Origin of the sequence: Tannockella kyphosi (assembly GCF_021054785.1) — a bacterium.
GTDB lineage: Bacteria > Bacillota_I > Bacilli_A > Erysipelotrichales > Coprobacillaceae > Tannockella > Tannockella kyphosi.
Window position 1 is genome coordinate 1976740 of sequence record NZ_CP088239.1, and the last position, 18804, is coordinate 1995543.

The window sequence follows — 18804 nt, forward strand, 5'->3', positions numbered from 1 at the left end:
TTATTTTATTAACAATAGAAATGTAATGGATATGCTAAGTATCCTAACTCATCTAATTTTTCAACAGTAACAAATCCACAAGGTGCACTAATTACACTAGGAATACGATTTACAATCGTAGCACAAGTATGTTCTACAGTTGCTGGTTTTGATACGAAGAATGTAGTATCAGGTTCTCCAATGATTTTCCAATCACACATGTCACCATCATCTGGTCCATATACTTTACCAATACATTGAGTAACAATTACAGGTCCTTGGAATGTTTCTGTTGTAACTACTGCAGACATACCAATACAGTTTCCTTTAGGAATTGTAGCACCTAAAGTTTCAGAATATAAATCAGTATCATAGAAATAAGGAACACATTTTTGTGTTTGTGATTTAATTGTCCACCCCATTTTATTACATAAAGCTTCATTAGAATTCCATACATAGCTTGGTTCTAATACTTCAGGATGAGCAATTGATTTTTCAAACTCTTCTGGTGTTAATCCAGCCCCATGTGCTTTTGCAAGAGCTAAACCATACTCTTCTACATTATAAGATGCTGCTCCTTCAATACGTTCAATATGATGAACACCACCAGCTACTGCACCGATCATGTTAATCCAATACATATCTTGCATACCAGCACCACAAATAGTACATCCATTTTCTTTTGCAAGAACATCTAATTTGTTTGTAAGTTGAGAAGCTGTAGTCCATGGATAGATTGCTTCTTCACATGTCGTAATAACGTTGATTCCACGTTTTACACAAGCTTCAAAATGATCATAACAATCAGACATAAAACTAAATAGAGTCACAATAGCAACATCTGCATCGCAATTATCTAATACAGCATCTGCATCATCACTAATTGTTACTCCTAATTTTACACCTAATTCAGCCCAATCACCTACATCCATTCCTACTACTTCTGGATTTACATCAATAGCACCTACAATTTCTGCACCTTTTTCATATAGATAACGAAGTGTATATTTTGACATCTTCCCACATCCATATTGTACTACTCTTACTTTTTCTTTGTTCATTTGTCATTCCTCCTTGACTTATACTACAACTATAAAGCTTATAGTTACAATAAGGTCAAGAACTTTGTGAATTTTTTTACAATTTGATTGGGATTTGTAATCTTAAATACATATTACGTTTATAATCATCAAATAATATCATATCATTAATTGTTTCACATAAATAATCTCCTACTATTTCATATCCTTGTTTCTCTATTTGTTCTAATAATAAAGAAGCATATACTACTTCATTTTCAAAAGAATCACAATAAATACAAGCATACATATTGGCAGGTAACATTTCAACATTTGGATGAATTTTTTCATCCACTAATACAAATAACTTTGTTGAATAAAATTCTTTGGTTAAAAAGTATTCTTTATCCATAATTGATCCAGGATTAAAATAAAAGGAAGGATCTATTCCTAATTTTGCTATATCTTCTTTAAATTGTCTTAAAATAGATTCATATGTATCTAAACCAAAATCATAAATATTTACTTTTTCATCAATTACTAATAATTTTCTTTTAGGAATAAATTCGACTGTTATTTGTCCTACTTTAGGTACTACTTTTAACATCTCTAAAGAATCTATTGTTCTAGTTATTGCTTTTGTTTGTGATTGTAATTGTTGTTGTAATAATTCAATACGTTGCTTTTCTTCTTCTAGTTTTCCTTGTAATAATTCAATATCTTTACAATCAAATACTTCTTTGATCTCTTTTAGAGTCATTCCTAAATTTTTTAAGTACTGAATTAAATCTAATCTAGCACACTGTGATAAATCATACATACGATAATTGTTTTCTTCTTTAACATACATTGGTTTAAATAAGCCAATTTTGTCATATAGACGTAATGTTTGTTGAGAAACATTATTTAATTTTGCCATCTTACCTATAGAATATTTCATTCAATCACCTCACTTAAACATTATAGTAGCTATAATGTTTAATGCAATAAAAATAGCCCAAATAAAGAGCCTTTTTTGATAAAAAAAGAGAAACAACAAGATAGTTACTATCTTTATCATTTCTCTAAAACAGGCACTATTTACTTAATGCTTCATCAATCGCTTTAGCAGCAGTTTTTCCTGCTCCCATAGCAAGAATAACAGTAGCTGCTCCAGTAACAACGTCACCACCAGCATAAACACCATCTACACTTGTTTTCATTGTATCTTCATTTACAATGATACCACCCCAAGATTCAGTATCTAAACCAGGAGTTGTTTGACGAATTAATGGGTTTGGACTTTGTCCAATAGCAACAATTACTGTTCCTGTAGGAATTTTAAAGTTACTATCTTTTTTAACAACTGGTCTTCTTCTTCCAGATTCATCTGGTTCTCCAAGTTCCATTTCCACACATTCCATTGATTCTACCCAACCATCATTTCCATAAATAGCAATTGGATTTGTTAATAGTTTAAAAATAATTCCTTCTTCTTTAGCATGATGTACTTCTTCTTCTCTTGCAGGAACTTCTTTATCACTACGACGATATACAATATATACATCTTTTGCACCTAATCTTTTGGCAGTTCTAGCAGCATCCATTGCTACATTTCCTGCACCAATAACACATACACTTTCTGTGATTTTTACAGGTGTCGGATGTTCAGGGAATAAGTACCCTTTCATTAAGTTAACACGAGTTAAGAATTCGTTAGCAGCATATACTCCATTTAAACTTTCTCCTGGAATATTTTGGAATCTTGGTAAGCCTGCTCCACTACCTACAAATATACCAACATATCCTTCTGCTTTTAATTCATCAATAGTAATAGAACGTCCTACTACTACATTTGTTTCTATTTTAACACCTAAGTCTGTTACATTTTCTACTTCTTTTGCTACTAAAGATTTAGGTAAACGGAATTCAGGAATACCATAAGATAATACTCCTCCTGTTGTATGCAATGCTTCAAATACAGTTACATCATATCCTTTTTTAGCTAACTCTCCAGCACAAGTAATTCCAGCTGGTCCAGAACCAATAACTGCAATTTTCTTACCATTTGGAGTAATTTCAACTTTTTTCTTTGTTCCATGTGCCATATGATAATCAGCTACGAATCTTTCTAAACGACCGATACCAACTGCTTCTCCTTTAATAGCACGAACACATTTCCCTTCACATTGGTTTTCTTGTGGACATACACGACCACAAACTGCAGGTAATGCATTTTCACTAGTAACAATATCATAAGCTTCTTCAAAATTACCAGCAGCTACTGCTTGAATAAATTCAGGGATTGGTACTCCTACTGGACAACCTTTTTTACAAGGTTGATGTTTACAATTTAAACATCTTGTTGCTTCTTCTATTGCTTGTTCTGGAGTATATCCTAATGATACTTCTTCAAAGTTTTTATTTCTGATATTTGGATCTTGTTCAGGCATTTTTACCTTATCCATTGACATGTTTGGCATTATCTTTTCACCCCCGTTAAATTACAAATGTGTCCTTCTTCATGTTTGAACATTTTTTGACGATTAGTTAATTCATCGAAATCAACTAGTAATCCATCAAAATCTGGTCCATCTACACAAGCAAAACGAACTTTTCCATCTACTGTAACACGGCAACATCCACACATCCCTGTTCCATCAATCATGATTGGATTTAATGATACAGATGTTTTTAATTCTAATGGTTTTGTAACTCCAACAACTGCTTTCATCATTGGTACAGGACCAATAGCAATTACTTCATCATATACTTCCCCTTTTTCTAATAAATCGCTTAAGATAGTAGTAACAAATCCTTTTGTTCCTAAAGTTCCATCATCTGTAGCAATATATACGTTTTTACAGACATCTGCAAACTTATCAGCCCATAAAACATATTCAGCACTACGACCTCCTATGATAACATCACACTCTACGCCACTAGCAGCCAATGCAGCGATTTGTGGATATAATGGAGCACTTCCTACTCCACCAGCAACACCAATAACACGTTTTGTTTCATGGAATTCTGTTGGTACACCTAATGGTCCTACAAAATCCAATACAGAATCACCTTCATTTAACTTTGCAAGTTCTTTTGTTGAATATCCAACAATTTGATAAATGATAGTGATTGTTTCTTCTTCACGATTGAAATCAGCAATAGTTAAAGGAATTCTTTCTCCTGCTTCATCCACTCTTAGAATAATGAATTGTCCTGCTTCGCATTTTTTAGCCACAAACGGAGCATGAACTTCCATTAATTCTACTACTTCATTCAACTTCTCTTTTTTTACAATCTTGTACATAAATACCCTCCTCTATCTATAGATACACATACATATATCTTAAGCTTTTCTTGTATAAAATACAATTGTTTTTGCACAGATAGAAAAATATTGCCTTCCAACAGTTTTGGTTTTATAATATTTCTATTAAAAGCATTCTTATGGGGAGAAATAAATGGAAAATAAAAAAATACTCTTTTTTGATATTGATGGAACACTTACCGATGAACAAACTCATACTGTTCCAGATAGTTGTAAAGTAGCTTTATTAAAAGCAAAAGAAAAAGGCCATATTTTAATTGTTAATACTGGTAGACCTTTTTCTATTTTAGATAGTTATTTATTTGATTTAGGATTTGATGGATTTGTTTGTGGTTGTGGTACAAATATATATTTTAAAGATGAAGAATTATTTCATTTTACATTAACTTCTAAAAGATGTAAGGAGCTTGTTGAAAGTACTAGAAAATATAAGCTAGATGGTGTTTTTGAAGGAAGAAATATTATTTATTTTACTGATAATCATCGTATTGAAAAAGCAAAAATTATTTCTACTAGTTTACAATCAAGAGGTTTTAAAGTAGGTAATTTAGAAGATGAAATAATTGATTTTGATAAAGGAGTTGTCTTCTTTGATGAACAGTCAGATTATGAATCTTTTGCTAAAGAAGTAACTGATTTTGATTGTATTGAAAGAGGTCCAGGATTTAGAGAACTAGTTCCTGCTCCTTATAGTAAAGCAACAGGAATACAATTTATTGCGGATTACTTAGGTATCAGTGTTGATGATTGTTATGTGTTTGGTGATAGTAACAATGACTTAGCTATGTTAAAGTATGTAAAGCATTCTGTTGTAATGGGGAATGCAGAAGATCCTAGTTTAAAAGAACTAGCTTATTTTGTTACAAAAGATATTAATGATGATGGTATTGCATATGCTTTAGAACAATTAAAGATTATATAAAAATAAGGTCCTTAGGAACCTTATTTTTTTTCTAAATATTCTACAAAATCTCTTACTGTTTTAATTTCTACTGCTACTTCATCATCAATTTCAACATCAAATTCTTCTTCAATCGCCATAATTAATTCAATAGCATCTAAAGAGTCTGCATTTAAATCTTCTCTTAGGTTTGTATCTAATGTAATTTCTACATCATCTTTTTTTAATACATCTACAATAATTTTCTTAACTTTATCTAATTCCATGGTTCTTCCTCCTAGATAAGATGATTATACCCTAGGTTATTTTAAAAGTAAATATTATTGTATTGCAAACATTAACTCTGCTTTTACTACCGTTTTCCCATCTACTTTGGCAATCGCTTCACCAATACCAATTGGTCCTTTTTGTTTTATTAATGTACAACTTAATTCAACAACATCACCAGGAATCACTTGTCCTTTAAAACGACATCCGTTAATCCCAGCAAAGAAAACTAACTTCCCTTTGTTTTCTTCTTTTGTAAGAATAGCGATACAACCTACTTGTGCTAATGCTTCTACCAATAAGACCCCAGGCATCACATGATGTTGTGGAAAGTGTCCACAAAATTGAGCTTCATTTACACTAATACATTTTATCCCTTTGGCATATTCCCCAGGCTGATAGTCATCAATGCGATCGACTAGTGCAAAAGGATAACGATGAGGATTGATTTCTTGTATTTGATTACTAGTTAGTTTCATTATTTCTCCCTCCTACTTCTTAAATAAGATCGATGCATTATGTCCACCAAAACCTAATGAGTTACTCATTGTTATTTGGATATCTTGTTTTCTATTTACATTAGGAACAATATCTAAATCACAATTATCATCTTTTTCTTGATAATTAATAGTTGCTGGAATTAATGAATCTTGCATAGCTTTTATACATACTATTGCTTCAATACCTCCAGCAGCTCCTAAACAATGTCCCATATTCGACTTTGTAGAAGATACTGCTACTTGATAAGCATGTTCTTTTAATGCGATTTTAATCGCACTTGTTTCACATTGATCATTTAAAGGTGTACTAGTACCATGGGCATTAATATAGTCTATTTGATTTGCTTCTATATTCGCTTCTTGAATAGCATTGATCATTGCTTTTGCTCCACCACTACCATCTGGCAAAGGTGCCGTAATATGATTCGCATCACAACTTACACCATACCCTATTATTTCTCCATAAATTTTAGCACCTCTATTCATAGCATGTTGATACTCTTCTAATACTAACATACCTGCTCCTTCTCCCATTACAAATCCTGCTCTTTGTTTATCAAAAGGAATAGAAGCACGTGATTTATCTGTTGTTTCATTTAAGGCTTTCATGGAAGCAAATCCTCCAACACCTAAAGGAGTAATGGTTGCTTCACATCCTCCTGCTAATGCAATATCACTATAACCATCTTTAATAGAACGATAAGCATCACCTATCGCATTCGTTCCTCCAGCACAAGCAGTAACTGGACATGTACACATTCCTCTAGCATCTAGTTCAATTGCAATGGTTCCAGCTGCTAAATTTACAATAACCATTGGTACAAAGAAAGGTGATACTCGATCATATCCTTTCTCTAATGCTTTACTATGATCTGTTTCAATAGTACCCAAACCACCGATACCACTAGATACATAAACAGAAAAACGATCACGATCAATAATTGCATCTTCTAAATTAGCGTCATGATATGCTTCTTTTGCTGCTATTAAACCAAACTGTGTAAAACGATCCATTCTTCTTGCTGACTTACGATCTAAAAAATTAGTAACATCAAAGTCTTTTACTTCTGCTGCTAGTTTTACTTTTGTTAGATTGACATCATAATTCGTAATTTCATCTATCCCACATACTCCATCTTGAATACTTTGCCAAGTTTGTTCTACATTATGTCCAATTGCATTAATTGTCCCTAATCCCGTTATAACAACTCTTCTCTTTTCCATTATCCTTCTCCTATAACCCCATACCACCATCAACATAAATAGTTTGTCCAGTAATATATTTTGCTTTCTCACTTGTTAAAAACACGACTGCATTTGCAATATCTTCCACATTACCAAGTTTCCCCAATGGGATTTGTTTTACTAATTGTTGTTTTATTTCTTCACTTAACCCCTGTGTCATATCTGTATCAATAAACCCAGGTGCTAACGTATTTACCGTGATTCCTCTAGTTCCTAATTCTTTAGCCAAAGCAACACTCATCCCAATAATTCCTGCTTTTGAAGCACAATAATTTACTTGTCCTGCATTACCATGTAATGCAACAACAGAGGACATAGATAGAATTGATCCACAACGTTGTTTTAACATAATTTTAGAAACACATTTCATACAATTCCATGTTCCTTTTAAATTAACATCTATTACTTCATCAAATGCTTCTTCTTTCATTTTCAATAATAAGTTATCCTTTGTAATACCTGCATTATTTACTAAAACATCTATTCTTCCAAACACTTTTATTACTTCATCAAACATGATTTGTGTATCTTTAAAAGAAGCTATATTTGTTTTAATAGAAAATACTTCTACTCCATATTCTTCTATTAATTGTTTTGTTTTTATTACATTTGGGTTTGTTTCATCTCCACTAACATAATTAAATCCAATATGATAACCTTCTTTTGCAAGAGCAATACAAATTGCTTGTCCAATTCCTCTACTACCACCTGTAATAAAAGCTACTTTTCTTTGTTCCATTCGTTATCTCCTTTTATTAGAGAAATAGTTTTCTCTAATGAGTCTTTATCTTCTACTTGATAACAAGTAATTTCTTTGTTTATCTTTTTAACAAAACCACTTAATACTTTCCCTGGTCCTATTTCAATAATTGTATCAATTCCATAATCTATCATTTTATAAATACTATCCTCAAAATAAACACTTGTCATTACTTGTTTTTCTAATAAGTTAGGGATTGATTGGTTCTCTTGTAAAAGAGTAGCCGTACTATTAAATATTACTGGTATTTTCATTGTTTGAAAGTGAACTGTTTCCAACTTTTCTTTTAATCTTTCACTAGCTTGTTGTAACAATGAGGTATGAAAAGGTCCACTTGTATTAAGAGCAATTACTCTTCTAGCACCTAATTCTTTACAATAATTAGATGCTTCTTCGACTGCTTCTATTTGCCCACCTATCACAATTTGTCCAGGACAATTATAGTTAGCCACTTCCACTATTCCTGAAGAAACCTTTGTTATTGCTTCTAATACTAGTTCTCTTTGTAACCCTATTACAGCAACCATTTTACTTTTCATTCCTGCTACTGCTTCTTCCATTACTTGTCCTCGATAGTTTACTAAATCTAGTACTGTATCTTCATCAAATACCCCACTAGCATATAATGCAGAGTATTCTCCTAAACTTAAACCACATGTTATTATTGGTTCAATACCTGCTTGTTTTAGTAATTTTGTAGCAATAATAGCAGTTGTAACCATACAAGGTTGTGTATTGCTTGTTTTAGATAATTCTTCTATTGGACCATGAAAACATAATTGTTTAATAGAAGGATTAATTCTATTTAATAATTGTTTTGCTTGTTCATAGTTATCATAAAATGATTGGTTCATTCCTACATATTGACTCCCTTGTCCTGCATATATAAATCCTATCTTCATGAATAACATTCCTCCATTAGTTGTTTTATTAATCTTTTTACTGAAATAATTTCTTTATTTAAATATCCATTACTTCCACTAAAAAACAATCCTTCTTCTTTATTTCCTTTCACTGCATCTATCAATGCTCCAGATATACAATAAGGTGTTGTTTTAGGATCACATGGTATTAAACATTGGAAACAATGTTTAATCGGTATTCTTTGGCCTTTTTCTAACTTTTCAGTTAGTTTATTTTTAATTGCTCTTCCTGGCATACCTACTGGTGATTTAACTAAATCAATGTCTTTGGTTGTTGCTTGTAAGAAAGCTTGTTTATAAGCTAAACTTGCATCACATTCATTTGTTGTTATAAAACGGGTTGCCATTTGTACGCCTGTTGCACCTAAGTCTATATATTTACGAATATCTTGACCCGTATATATTCCACCAGCTACAAAGACTGGTATGCATAAATCTAGTTGTTTTAGTAGTTCTAAAACATCTATTAAAATAGCTTCTAATGATTGTACTTTACCCTCTAATAAATCTTCTTTATGAAAACCTAAATGTCCTCCAGCAAGAGCTCCTTCAATAACAATAAAATCAGGTACTCTTTGATGTTTTCTTTGCCATGATTTTAATATAACTGCTAATGCCTTTTTACTAGAAACAATAGGTGCAATTAATACATCATGTCCTTTTACTAAAGCTGGTAGATTAAGAGGTAATCCTGCTCCTGAAATAATAGCATCTACTTTTGCATCTAATGCTGCTTTTATCATTAATTCATAATCTCTAATAGCAACCATTGCATTAATAGCAACAATCCCATTGTTATTCGCTATTTCTTTTGCTTTTTTTATTTCTACTTGTAATTCTCTTACATTTGCTTCTTTTGTATTTTTTAAAAAGTCATCAGCTCGATAGCCTGGATGAGCCGTTGATATCACTCCCATCCCTCCATTCAATGCAACATGTCCTGCTAAATTCCCTAAAGATACCCCTACTCCCATTCCACCTTGAATAATAGGAATAGTCATTGTATGTTGATTTAATTGAATTTTCATCTTATACCTCACTAGCCAATAGTTGATAAGTTTCTTTATATTCTTTAAATAATTGTTCAATAATTTCTTTAACTGGTTTACATTCTGTAATTAATCCAGCTACTTGTCCTGCCATTAAAGAACCATTTATAATATCTCCTTCTACTACTGCTTTTTTTAGAGAACCTAATGTATATATTTCTAGTTCTTCTAAGGTTGCACCTTCTTTTTCTTTGCGTACATATTCTTTTGACATTTTGTTTTTTAAAATACGAACTGGTGTTCCACCAATTCTTCCAGTAACAATTGTATCACTGTCTTTTGCTTTTAAAATAGCTTGTTTATAGTTTTCATGGATAGGACATTCATCACTTGTTAGTAAACAAGTTCCTACTTGTACTCCACTTGCACCTAAGGCAAAAGCTGCTAACATTTGTTTTCCGGAAGCTATTCCGCCAGCTGCAATAACTGGAATATCCACGGCATTTACTACTTGTGGTACTAATGCCATTGTTGTTAATTCACCAATATGTCCACCTGCTTCACAACCTTCTACAATAATTCCATCTACACCATTTCTTGCTACTCTTTTGGCTAGTGCTACTGTTGGAACTACTGGTAAAACAAGGATCCCTGCTTCTTTCCAAGCTTTGACATAAGGACCAGGATTCCCGGCACCGGTAGTAACAATAGGTACTTCCATATCAATAACTACTTGAGCCATCTCACTTGCAAAAGGATTTAATAACATAATATTAACACCAAAAGGTTTATCTGTTAGCCTGCGACATTCTTGAATGTTTTCTTTTAACGTTGCTACGTCCATTCCTCCTGCCCCAATTAAACCTAATCCTCCTGCATTACTAACGCTAGCTGCAAATGCTCCTGTTGCAATATTTGCCATTCCCCCTTGAATTAAGGGATACTTTATATGTAATAGTTCATTAATATTCATCTTTTCTCCTTACCACTCATGTAGAGTTGCTCCCCATGTTAAACCTGCTCCAAAACCAATACACATTACTTTATCGCCTTTTTTTATAAGCTTTTGTTCATTCATTTGAGCTAATGCAATTGGTATACTGGCTCCTGATGTGTTACCAAATTCTTGTACGTTGATGTAAAACTTTTGGGGATCAATTTTCATTTTCTTATAAACATAATGGATAATTCGATAATTTGCTTGATGGCAAACAAAATGATCAATATCCTCTATCTTTAGATTTGATTTTTCTAATAACTTTTCTATGCATTTTGGAATGATTCTTGTTGCAAACTTAAATACTTCCGTCCCATTCATTGTTAAATAACCATCCTTTGATGTACATAATACCTCTTTATTTCCTTTTGCATCTAAATAACTATACATCTTATTATTAGATGCTTGGACTACTACTGCTCCTGATCCATCTCCAAATAAGATACAAGTACTACGATCTGTATAGTCTATTAATTTAGAAAGAACTTCACTTCCTACAACCAATGCATATTTATCTTCTAACGAATTTAACAGTCCTCTTGCTATTTCTAACCCATATACAAATCCACTACAAGCAACATTAATATCAAAAGCAATTACTTCTTGATCATTTAATCCTAATTTTTCTTGTAACATACAAGCAACACTAGGTGTCTTATTTTCATTAGACATCGTAGCTACTAAGATAATACCAATCTTCTTTTTATCAATCCCTTGAATTGCTTGTTTGCTAGCAAGATAAGCAATATCGATATTGTTTTGAGTATCCACAACATGTCTAGTATGAATACCTGTTCTTTCTTGAATCCATTCATCACTAGTATCCACTAGTTTTTCTAAATCTTTATTTGTTAGTTTTTTAGGTGGTACATAGTACCCCGTAGAAAGTATCTCTATTCCCATCATTTTAATTTATCCCTAATTTCTTCAAAGAAATAACATAACTTACGTAATGACTCAATCAAATGTTCATCTTGCAATGAATCTGTATCCTCACAAATACTACCAATCATTTCATCATGAAAAGCTTGATGTACTCGACATGCATTGGCTCCTTTGCTTGTTACCATTACTCGTATAATACGTTTATCATGTTTATCTTTGATTCTTTCTACACAATTTTTTTCTTCTAGTTTTTTAATAGCCGTTGTGACTGTTCCATTGGTTAGTGTCGCTTTTTTAGCGATAGAAGACATTGTTGGAGTAGGGATACTACTAATTAATCCTAATAAATGAACTTCTATTACACTAAGATCTTTTATGCCTCTATCTTTCATAAAGACTTGTTCAATATCTAATATTTCATTAAATAAGTGTACTAATAGTTCATTAATTACTTCTCGATTGATAATATCTCTATTTAACAATATCCTCACCTCCTATTTTTCTAAACTTTTCATAACGTTTTTCTATTAAAGTCTTAGTAGATAACTGTCGTAATGAAAGAATATTTTCTTCAATATACTTTCTAATCGTTAAGAAAACTTCTGTATCTTGGATAGTAATACCTGTTGTTGGTTCTAAGATGATATCATCAATAATTTGCATCTCTTTTAAATCTTTGGCTGTAAGCTTCATTAGTTCTGCTGCTTCACTGGCTCTAGAGCCATCTTTCCATAAAATCGATGCAAATCCCTCTGGTGATAAAATAGAATAAACACTATTTTCTAACATTACAATTTTATCTCCAACACTAAGAGCTAAAGCTCCTCCACTACCACCTTCTCCAATTACTACTACAATAATAGGTACTTCTAAGGTACTCATTTCCATTAGATTTCTTGCAATCGCTTCTCCAATTCCATTTTCTTCTGCTTGTTTACCTGGATACGCACCAGGAGTATCAATAAAGGTAATAATCGGTCGATGAAACTTATTTGCTTGATGCATTAAACGCAATGCTTTACGATATCCTTCTGGTCTGGACATCCCAAAATTACATTCCATATTCTCTTCTAATGTTCTTCCTTTACGATGACCAATCACGGTAACAGGCATATTCCCTAACAACGCTAATCCTGTAACTAAAGAGCTATCTTCTTGATTTAGACGATCACCATGTAATTCAATAAAATCATCAAAAATAGCTTCAATATATTCATAAACATTTGGTCTTGTTGTTTTTCTTGCTAAATAAACACGATCATAATTAGATAAATGAAGATAAGCATCTTTTGTTTTAAGTTCTACTACTTGTTTTAATGCATGGATAGTATCTATATTTGAGTCTTTGTTTTCTTGTTGTAAATATTCTATTTGTTGCATTATTTTGTTTATTTCTTTTTCTTTTTCTTGTAAGGACATTGTTATTTACCTACCTTATGCATTCTCAAGATTCGAATTAGTACATCTCTCATTTCATCTCTTGATACAATCTTATCAATAAACCCTTGTTTTTTCATAAACTCACTACTTTGAAAATCTTCAGGTAATGTTTGTTTAATCGTTGTTTCTATTACCCTAGCTCCTGCAAAACCAATCAATGCTTTTGGTTCAGCTAAAATAATATCCCCTAACATCGCAAAAGAAGCAGTAACTCCTCCTGTTGTAGGATGCGTAATATACGATATATATAATTGTCCTGCTTGATGATGACGTTGCAAGGCAGCTGATGTTTTTGCCATTTGCATCAAAGAAACAATGCCCTCTTGCATTCTTGCTCCTCCACTAGTACAAAAGATAATAATCGGTCTTTTTCTTTTGGTTGCATATTCAATCGCTCTTGTTATTTTTTCTCCCACAACACTTCCCATACTAGCCATAAAGAAGTTACTATCCATAACACAAACTACACATCGTTGATTATCTATTTTTCCTAAAGCTACTACTACTGCTTCATCTAAGTTTGTTTTTTCTTGTTGAAGTTTTAACTTATCCATATATCCTGGAAATAACAAAGGATCACTTGTTTCTAAGTTTTGGTAAGATACACGATATTTTTGATGATCAAAAACCATCTTTAGTCGGGTATGAGCACTTATTTTTTGATGATACATACATTTAGGACAAATATAGTAATTACTAGTTACTGTTTCTGTTAAAATCATTTCTTTACAACTACTACATGTCGTATATATTCCTTCTGGTACATCGATACTATTCTTTGTTTTTGCTTTTCTTCTTTGTTTAAATATTTTTAGTTTTTCTTTTCTTATATTAAATATATTTTCCATTATTCATCCACCAAACTATCTAAATGAGCCTCTATAAATCCCGTATCAAAATTACCTTTGACATACTCATTATGATGTAAAATCATATATTGTAATTCTTGATTGGTATCAATTCCATCAATAACTAATTCAGATAATACTCGACGCATTCTTCTAATTGCCTCTAAACGATTGGTTCCATGAACAATCACTTTAGCAACCATCGAATCATAGTGTGGCGATACAAGATATCCTTGATAGAGTGTCGTATCAATACGAACACCTAAACCACCTGGTAAATGTACTCCCTTTACTAGCCCCGGGCTAGGACGGAAGTTTTCACTAGGTTTTTCTGCATTAATACGACACTCAATTGCATGTCCTTGTAACATAACATTTGCTTGTTTCAACCCTAATCGTTGTCCTGCTGCAATTCGTATTTGTTCTCGGATTAAATCAACCCCTGTTACCATTTCTGTTACAGGATGTTCCACTTGAATTCTTGTATTCATTTCAATGAAATAATAATTCCCTTCACTATCTAAAACATACTCTATCGTTCCAGCATTGGTATAACCGGCACCTTTGGCAGCACGGACTGCATCATTCCCCATCTTTTCTCGCAAACTAGCTGTTAATGCTTTACTAGGAGACTCTTCAATCATTTTTTGATTTCTTCTTTGTATCGAACAATCTCTTTCTCCCAAATGAATTACATTCCCATAAGTATCTGCTAAAATTTGAAATTCTATATGCTTTGGATTTAAAATCAATTTTTCTAAATACATCGCATCATCATTGAAACAAGCTTTTGCTTCTGCTTTTGCAGTAGCAAAGGCTTGTTCAAATTCTTCTGGAGAGAATGCTTTTCGCATCCCTCTTCCTCCACCACCAGCAGAAGCTTTAATTAAAATAGGATAACCTATTTTCATTGCGACATCTTTTGCTTCTTGCACATCCTTTACAATTCCTTGACTCCCTGGTACTACTGGTACCCCTGCCTCTATCATAATTTGACGAGCCATTGCTTTATTCCCCATCTTATCAATGACACTTCCTTTAGGACCTATAAACTTCATTCCACATTCTTCTACTAATCTTGCAAATTGCGCATTCTCCGATAAAAAGCCAAACCCTGGATGAATTGCATCACAATGTAAACTAGTAGCAGCTGCTAAGATATTTTGAATATTTAAATAACTCTCACTTGCTTTTGAAGAACCTATACATATGGCATGATCTGCAAGTTTCACATGCAAAGAAGATGCATCCACATCGGAATAAATCGCAACAGCCTCAATCCCTAACTCTTTACAAGTACGAATAATACGAACCGCTATCTCTCCTCGATTTGCGATTAATATTCTTTTAAACATAATCATCCTCTAACAACATAATAGCTTGGTCGTATTCTACTACCTCACTATCCTTTATCAATATCTTTGAAACAATACCATCTTGAGGAGCTTTTATTTCATTCATTACTTTCATCGCTTCAATAATACAAATAACTTGTCCTGCTTTAACACTTTGTCCCACTTCTACAAAAGCTTTTGCATCAGGTGAACTAGCACTATAGAATACCCCCACAATTGGAGACTTTACTTCTGTTCCTTTGAAAACATCTTCTACCACTTTCATTTCTTTTGTTTCTTGAATGACTGGTTGTTTTACTATTTCTTGAACTATCGTTGCTTTTTCTAGTTCTAATTTGATATCTTCTATTTCTATTTTCATTTTAGCTACAGATGAGCTTTCAAATTGTTCGAATAAATCTTTTACTAAGTCTAGTTTCATCTTTATCTCCTTAATCCTTTGAATGTCAAAATAATTTTATGCGAAAAGAAAGACCCAGAGATCTGGGTTTCTTATTGTTTTGATGCTACATAATCAACAATATCTTTTACTGTTTTTAATGTAACAGCTGTTTCATCATCGATTTCAATCCCTAATTTTTCTTCTACTGCCATTACTAATTCTACTGCATCTAAAGAGTCAGCTTCTAAATCTTCTTTTAAACTTGCATCTAATGTAACAAGTGTTTCATCCACACTTAATGAGTCTACAATAATTTCCTTAATTTCATCGAATAACATTTTCTATTCCTCCTTGATTTTGTGATGATTATATACTATGTATTCTAAAATGTAAATAGTTTGATAATCAAAATAATGTTTTTTTATTAATACACCCTCTTTATTTTATGATAAAGAAAACAAGCTATCATTATTTTAATAGCGTCTCCAAACAAAAATGGATATACACATAAAGCCAAACTTGCTTGTAATGTTTGCTCTGTATAATACATAAACCACACTGTTCCAAAACTGTAACATAAAACAGTTCCTAAAAAATACGCTAACACGATATTTACTCTTTTATGTATTAGATAACTAATACTGGCTGCCATAAATGGAAATATGATTAAATATCCCCCTGTCATACCAAACAATGATCCAAGACCACTACCAAAATTAGAAAAGACTGGAAGTCCAATCGCCCCTATTACTAAATAACCTGACAAACAAAAGAATGCTGGTTGAGGTTTTAAGATACCCCCGATAAGATAGATCGCTAATGTTTGTAATGTAATTGGTACAAATCCTGTTATATTAATTTTTAATTGTGCAAACACACAAATGATGGCTATAAACAATGCCGCCGTTGTCATATCTTTTACTTTTGTATTCATATTTTCCCTCCTGGTTGAATATTATACTTATTTTGTTTTGAATGTCAAAACAAATTGCATAAATACTTTCCCATGTTATAATAAACAGAGGTGAAAAAATGAAAAGAAAAGTAATTAGTTATTTATATGACCATGTAAAAGAAAGTATTCCTAATCATTATTTAGAAAATAAATATCTTCTTTCCTCTCCTCAATTCGTTACTATTTTACAAGAACTAATTGATGATGGTTTTTTAATAACGTACTCACTAGATACTTGTTGTTTGCACTCTTTGGTTACAACGCTTTGTAAAGAAGCTATTTGTAGTTATCTAGATTCTGATTATTCTATTGAAATATTTGATTCCATTGATTCTACAAACAGCTATGCAAAAAGAACACCATCTCCTTATAAAAGATTACTAATAACAAATCATCAAACATCAGGAAAAGGAAGGGGTAATCATTCCTTCTATTCTCCTAAGGATAGTGGTATCTATATGAGTTTGGTATATCCAAAATCATTTATTTATTTAGAACAATATCAATATCCTATTCTAGCTTCTTGCGCCATTTATACGGCATTGCAAGAATTGTTTGATATCGAAGTGAAACTAAAATGGGTAAATGATATTTATTATGATAATGCAAAGGTTGGGGGAATTTTAGTAGAAGATGACGAAGAACAATTAATTATTGGAATTGGTTTAAATATTTTAAATGATATCAAAGATTTAAAAGAAAATACTCGTCAAGATATTAGTAGTTTACAATTATATGGTTGTAGTAGAAATGAAATAATTGCTTGTATTATAAAGCAATTTGAATTACTTTGTAACCAATCTTGGCAGTCGATTCTTACGCTATATAAGCAACAATCTTGTTTACTTGATCGTGCTATTTATTTTCAAGTGAACCAACAAACTTTTTATGGAAAAGTAGTAGATATTGATCATATGGGACGTTTAGTAGTAGAAGTAAATAATCAAAAACAGGTACTACAGAGTGGTGAAGTACATATTGGAAGCATAAAAAAATAACGGATAACTCCGTTATTTTTCATTATCTAGTCATTTCACTAGTATCATTTGTATCTTGATGAGAAGCAATAATAGCTTCGATTTCATTTAATTCTAAAGCTTGCATATCACCAGGAATTGTATTTTTTACAGCTCCTGTTGCATTCCCGAATTCTAATGCTTTTTGGCAATCTCCATCATATTTAATTAGTCCATAAAGAGCTCCAGAAATATAAGCATCTCCACTACCAATACGATCAACTACTTCAATATTAGCGTAATCATCTTCTTTGTAGTATGTATCTTTCAAAGCGTCATAGAATACAGATCCAAAGGTATGTACTTTTGGACTATGTACGATTCTAGTAGTTGAGGCTACATAAGAGATAGGATATTCTTCTGTAAAGCTTTTCATAATTTGTTCTAAAGTACCTTCTTTTAAGAAAGTTAATTGTGCTGTACTTTCTGAACAGAAGAACATGTCTACATAAGGAAGAATTTCTTCAATGTATTGTTTTGCTTGTGGTCCTGTCCATAAGTTACTTCTAAAGTTAACATCAAAAGATATTTTAGCTCCAGCAGCTTTGAATTTTTTTATTAGTTCTTTTGTTAGGTCACGAACTTCTGGTGTTAGGGCTAATGTGATTCCTGTTGTATGGAACCATTTTGTAGAAGTGAACATTTCTTCTGGGAAATCTTCTAACTTCACTTTTAACATCGAAGAATGTTTACGATCATAGACAACTCTAGGTTTTCTAGGATATGCTCCATTTTCATAGTAATAAAGTCCTAATCTAGCATCTGATTCATTGTCATACGCTAAATATTCATCACTTATTCCTACTCCACGCATTTTATTTCTTGAAAATATACCAATATCATTTCCTGGTACTTTAGAAATAATTCCTGTTTTTAAACCTAATAATGCTATTCCACTTAGTACATTTAATTCTGCACCACCAACTTGTTTTTCTAAAAAATCACCACGAGTTAACTTTTCATTTGTAGGAGGAGAAAGTCTCATTAAGACTTCTCCTAAAGATAATACATCATATTTCTTTTCCATGATATT

Annotated in this window: 22 protein-coding genes; 2 read left to right on the plus strand and 20 right to left on the minus strand. The window is 32.1% G+C overall.

Annotated features, from left to right (window positions below; genetic code table 11):
- Nucleotides 1-8: 8 nt before the first annotated feature.
- The 4 genes from LRR82_RS09600 to LRR82_RS09615 form a co-directional block, all read right to left on the minus strand.
- The gene (locus tag LRR82_RS09600; RefSeq protein ID WP_249029212.1) at nt 9-1040 is read right to left on the minus strand and encodes an NAD(P)H-dependent amine dehydrogenase family protein; all 1032 of its coding nucleotides are present in this window, start codon (nt 1038-1040) and stop codon (nt 9-11) included.
- Between the two features lie 76 nt (nt 1041-1116).
- The gene (locus tag LRR82_RS09605) at nt 1117-1938 is read right to left on the minus strand and encodes a MerR family transcriptional regulator (RefSeq protein WP_249029213.1); all 822 of its coding nucleotides are present in this window, start codon (nt 1936-1938) and stop codon (nt 1117-1119) included.
- A 136-nt stretch (nt 1939-2074) separates the two neighbouring features.
- Nucleotides 2075-3460 carry an NADPH-dependent glutamate synthase gene (gene gltA, locus LRR82_RS09610; protein WP_249029214.1) on the minus strand — a complete coding sequence of 462 codons (1386 nt, stop codon included), beginning with the start codon at nt 3458-3460 and terminating at the stop codon, nt 2075-2077.
- The gene (locus LRR82_RS09615; RefSeq protein ID WP_249029215.1) at nt 3460-4287 is read right to left on the minus strand and encodes a sulfide/dihydroorotate dehydrogenase-like FAD/NAD-binding protein; all 828 of its coding nucleotides are present in this window, start codon (nt 4285-4287) and stop codon (nt 3460-3462) included. The genes gltA and LRR82_RS09615 overlap by 1 nt, the downstream gene beginning before the upstream one ends.
- 154 nt (nt 4288-4441) lie before the next feature.
- On the opposite strand from LRR82_RS09615, the gene LRR82_RS09620 reads away from it, so the two are divergent.
- Nucleotides 4442-5230 (plus strand): HAD family hydrolase, encoded by a 789-nt coding sequence (locus LRR82_RS09620; RefSeq protein WP_249029216.1) that lies wholly within the window; start codon nt 4442-4444, stop codon nt 5228-5230.
- Nucleotides 5231-5250: 20 nt separating this feature from the next.
- Here the strand turns inward: LRR82_RS09620 and acpP (LRR82_RS09625) are convergent, their stop codons facing one another.
- The 15 genes from acpP (LRR82_RS09625) to LRR82_RS09695 all read right to left on the minus strand — a co-directional run bounded on the left by acpP (LRR82_RS09625) (nt 5251) and on the right by LRR82_RS09695 (nt 16734).
- Nucleotides 5251-5475 (minus strand): acyl carrier protein, encoded by a 225-nt coding sequence (gene acpP / locus LRR82_RS09625; protein WP_249029217.1) that lies wholly within the window; start codon nt 5473-5475, stop codon nt 5251-5253.
- 54 nt (nt 5476-5529) lie between these two features.
- Nucleotides 5530-5955: a 3-hydroxyacyl-ACP dehydratase FabZ gene (gene fabZ, locus LRR82_RS09630; RefSeq protein WP_249029218.1), complete on the minus strand. Its 426-nt coding sequence runs from the start codon at nt 5953-5955 to the stop codon at nt 5530-5532.
- A 12-nt stretch (nt 5956-5967) separates the two neighbouring features.
- On the minus strand, nt 5968-7200 hold the full coding sequence (gene fabF / locus LRR82_RS09635; protein WP_249029219.1) for a beta-ketoacyl-ACP synthase II: 1233 nt from the start codon (nt 7198-7200) through the stop codon (nt 5968-5970).
- Nucleotides 7201-7210: 10 nt separating this feature from the next.
- Entirely contained in the window at nt 7211-7960 is a 750-nt protein-coding gene (gene fabG, locus LRR82_RS09640; protein WP_249029220.1) for a 3-oxoacyl-[acyl-carrier-protein] reductase, read from the minus strand.
- Nucleotides 7942-8883, minus strand: a complete 942-nt coding sequence (gene fabD / locus LRR82_RS09645; RefSeq protein ID WP_249029221.1) for an ACP S-malonyltransferase — start codon at nt 8881-8883, stop codon at nt 7942-7944. Before fabD ends, fabG begins: the two co-directional genes overlap by 19 nt.
- Nucleotides 8880-9932, minus strand: coding sequence for an NAD(P)H-dependent flavin oxidoreductase (locus LRR82_RS09650; RefSeq protein ID WP_249029222.1), 1053 nt, complete (start codon nt 9930-9932; stop codon nt 8880-8882). Before LRR82_RS09650 ends, fabD begins: the two co-directional genes overlap by 4 nt.
- A gap of 1 nt (nt 9933) precedes the next feature.
- Nucleotides 9934-10866 (minus strand): DUF561 domain-containing protein, encoded by a 933-nt coding sequence (locus LRR82_RS09655; protein ID WP_249029223.1) that lies wholly within the window; start codon nt 10864-10866, stop codon nt 9934-9936.
- Nucleotides 10867-10875: 9 nt separating this feature from the next.
- A complete protein-coding gene (locus LRR82_RS09660; protein WP_249029224.1) occupies nt 10876-11796 on the minus strand; it encodes a beta-ketoacyl-ACP synthase III in 921 nt (306 codons plus the stop codon).
- Nucleotides 11793-12257 carry a MarR family winged helix-turn-helix transcriptional regulator gene (locus LRR82_RS09665; protein ID WP_249029225.1) on the minus strand — a complete coding sequence of 155 codons (465 nt, stop codon included), beginning with the start codon at nt 12255-12257 and terminating at the stop codon, nt 11793-11795. Before LRR82_RS09665 ends, LRR82_RS09660 begins: the two co-directional genes overlap by 4 nt.
- Nucleotides 12247-13194: an acetyl-CoA carboxylase carboxyltransferase subunit alpha gene (locus tag LRR82_RS09670; RefSeq protein ID WP_249029226.1), complete on the minus strand. Its 948-nt coding sequence runs from the start codon at nt 13192-13194 to the stop codon at nt 12247-12249. Before LRR82_RS09670 ends, LRR82_RS09665 begins: the two co-directional genes overlap by 11 nt.
- Before the next feature lie 2 nt (nt 13195-13196).
- The gene (accD, locus tag LRR82_RS09675; protein ID WP_249029227.1) at nt 13197-14063 is read right to left on the minus strand and encodes an acetyl-CoA carboxylase, carboxyltransferase subunit beta; all 867 of its coding nucleotides are present in this window, start codon (nt 14061-14063) and stop codon (nt 13197-13199) included.
- Nucleotides 14063-15418: an acetyl-CoA carboxylase biotin carboxylase subunit gene (gene accC, locus LRR82_RS09680; RefSeq protein ID WP_249029228.1), complete on the minus strand. Its 1356-nt coding sequence runs from the start codon at nt 15416-15418 to the stop codon at nt 14063-14065. Before accC ends, accD begins: the two co-directional genes overlap by 1 nt.
- The gene (locus LRR82_RS09685) at nt 15411-15839 is read right to left on the minus strand and encodes an acetyl-CoA carboxylase biotin carboxyl carrier protein (protein ID WP_249029229.1); all 429 of its coding nucleotides are present in this window, start codon (nt 15837-15839) and stop codon (nt 15411-15413) included. Before LRR82_RS09685 ends, accC begins: the two co-directional genes overlap by 8 nt.
- Before the next feature lie 71 nt (nt 15840-15910).
- Nucleotides 15911-16138, minus strand: coding sequence for an acyl carrier protein (gene acpP, locus LRR82_RS09690; RefSeq protein WP_249029230.1), 228 nt, complete (start codon nt 16136-16138; stop codon nt 15911-15913).
- An 86-nt stretch (nt 16139-16224) separates the two neighbouring features.
- Nucleotides 16225-16734 carry a biotin transporter BioY gene (locus LRR82_RS09695; protein ID WP_249029231.1) on the minus strand — a complete coding sequence of 170 codons (510 nt, stop codon included), beginning with the start codon at nt 16732-16734 and terminating at the stop codon, nt 16225-16227.
- Nucleotides 16735-16832: 98 nt separating this feature from the next.
- On the opposite strand from LRR82_RS09695, the gene LRR82_RS09700 reads away from it, so the two are divergent.
- The gene (locus LRR82_RS09700; RefSeq protein ID WP_249029232.1) at nt 16833-17753 is read left to right on the plus strand and encodes a biotin--[acetyl-CoA-carboxylase] ligase; all 921 of its coding nucleotides are present in this window, start codon (nt 16833-16835) and stop codon (nt 17751-17753) included.
- A 22-nt stretch (nt 17754-17775) separates the two neighbouring features.
- On the opposite strand, the gene LRR82_RS09705 is transcribed toward LRR82_RS09700, so the two are convergent.
- Nucleotides 17776-18798 carry a sugar kinase gene (locus LRR82_RS09705; protein ID WP_249029233.1) on the minus strand — a complete coding sequence of 341 codons (1023 nt, stop codon included), beginning with the start codon at nt 18796-18798 and terminating at the stop codon, nt 17776-17778.
- Nucleotides 18799-18804: the final 6 nt, after the last annotated feature.

What these genes read in the sequence shown, in the direction of transcription:
- LRR82_RS09600 (WP_249029212.1), bottom strand. Translation starts at nt 1,040, where the DNA reads ATGAACAAAGAAAAAGTAAGAGTAGTACAATATGGATGTGGGAAGATG.
- LRR82_RS09605 (WP_249029213.1), bottom strand. Translation starts at nt 1,938, where the DNA reads ATGAAATATTCTATAGGTAAGATGGCAAAATTAAATAATGTTTCTCAA.
- gltA (WP_249029214.1), bottom strand. Translation starts at nt 3,460, where the DNA reads ATGCCAAACATGTCAATGGATAAGGTAAAAATGCCTGAACAAGATCCA.
- LRR82_RS09615 (WP_249029215.1), bottom strand. Translation starts at nt 4,287, where the DNA reads ATGTACAAGATTGTAAAAAAAGAGAAGTTGAATGAAGTAGTAGAATTA.
- LRR82_RS09620 (WP_249029216.1), top strand. Translation starts at nt 4,442, where the DNA reads ATGGAAAATAAAAAAATACTCTTTTTTGATATTGATGGAACACTTACC.
- acpP (WP_249029217.1), bottom strand. Translation starts at nt 5,475, where the DNA reads ATGGAATTAGATAAAGTTAAGAAAATTATTGTAGATGTATTAAAAAAA.
- fabZ (WP_249029218.1), bottom strand. Translation starts at nt 5,955, where the DNA reads ATGAAACTAACTAGTAATCAAATACAAGAAATCAATCCTCATCGTTAT.
- fabF (WP_249029219.1), bottom strand. Translation starts at nt 7,200, where the DNA reads ATGGAAAAGAGAAGAGTTGTTATAACGGGATTAGGGACAATTAATGCA.
- fabG (WP_249029220.1), bottom strand. Translation starts at nt 7,960, where the DNA reads ATGGAACAAAGAAAAGTAGCTTTTATTACAGGTGGTAGTAGAGGAATT.
- fabD (WP_249029221.1), bottom strand. Translation starts at nt 8,883, where the DNA reads ATGAAGATAGGATTTATATATGCAGGACAAGGGAGTCAATATGTAGGA.
- LRR82_RS09650 (WP_249029222.1), bottom strand. Translation starts at nt 9,932, where the DNA reads ATGAAAATTCAATTAAATCAACATACAATGACTATTCCTATTATTCAA.
- LRR82_RS09655 (WP_249029223.1), bottom strand. Translation starts at nt 10,866, where the DNA reads ATGAATATTAATGAACTATTACATATAAAGTATCCCTTAATTCAAGGG.
- LRR82_RS09660 (WP_249029224.1), bottom strand. Translation starts at nt 11,796, where the DNA reads ATGATGGGAATAGAGATACTTTCTACGGGGTACTATGTACCACCTAAA.
- LRR82_RS09670 (WP_249029226.1), bottom strand. Translation starts at nt 13,194, where the DNA reads ATGTCCTTACAAGAAAAAGAAAAAGAAATAAACAAAATAATGCAACAA.
- accD (WP_249029227.1), bottom strand. Translation starts at nt 14,063, where the DNA reads ATGGAAAATATATTTAATATAAGAAAAGAAAAACTAAAAATATTTAAA.
- accC (WP_249029228.1), bottom strand. Translation starts at nt 15,418, where the DNA reads ATGTTTAAAAGAATATTAATCGCAAATCGAGGAGAGATAGCGGTTCGT.
- LRR82_RS09685 (WP_249029229.1), bottom strand. Translation starts at nt 15,839, where the DNA reads ATGAAACTAGACTTAGTAAAAGATTTATTCGAACAATTTGAAAGCTCA.
- acpP (WP_249029230.1), bottom strand. Translation starts at nt 16,138, where the DNA reads ATGTTATTCGATGAAATTAAGGAAATTATTGTAGACTCATTAAGTGTG.
- LRR82_RS09695 (WP_249029231.1), bottom strand. Translation starts at nt 16,734, where the DNA reads ATGAATACAAAAGTAAAAGATATGACAACGGCGGCATTGTTTATAGCC.
- LRR82_RS09700 (WP_249029232.1), top strand. Translation starts at nt 16,833, where the DNA reads ATGAAAAGAAAAGTAATTAGTTATTTATATGACCATGTAAAAGAAAGT.
- LRR82_RS09705 (WP_249029233.1), bottom strand. Translation starts at nt 18,798, where the DNA reads ATGGAAAAGAAATATGATGTATTATCTTTAGGAGAAGTCTTAATGAGA.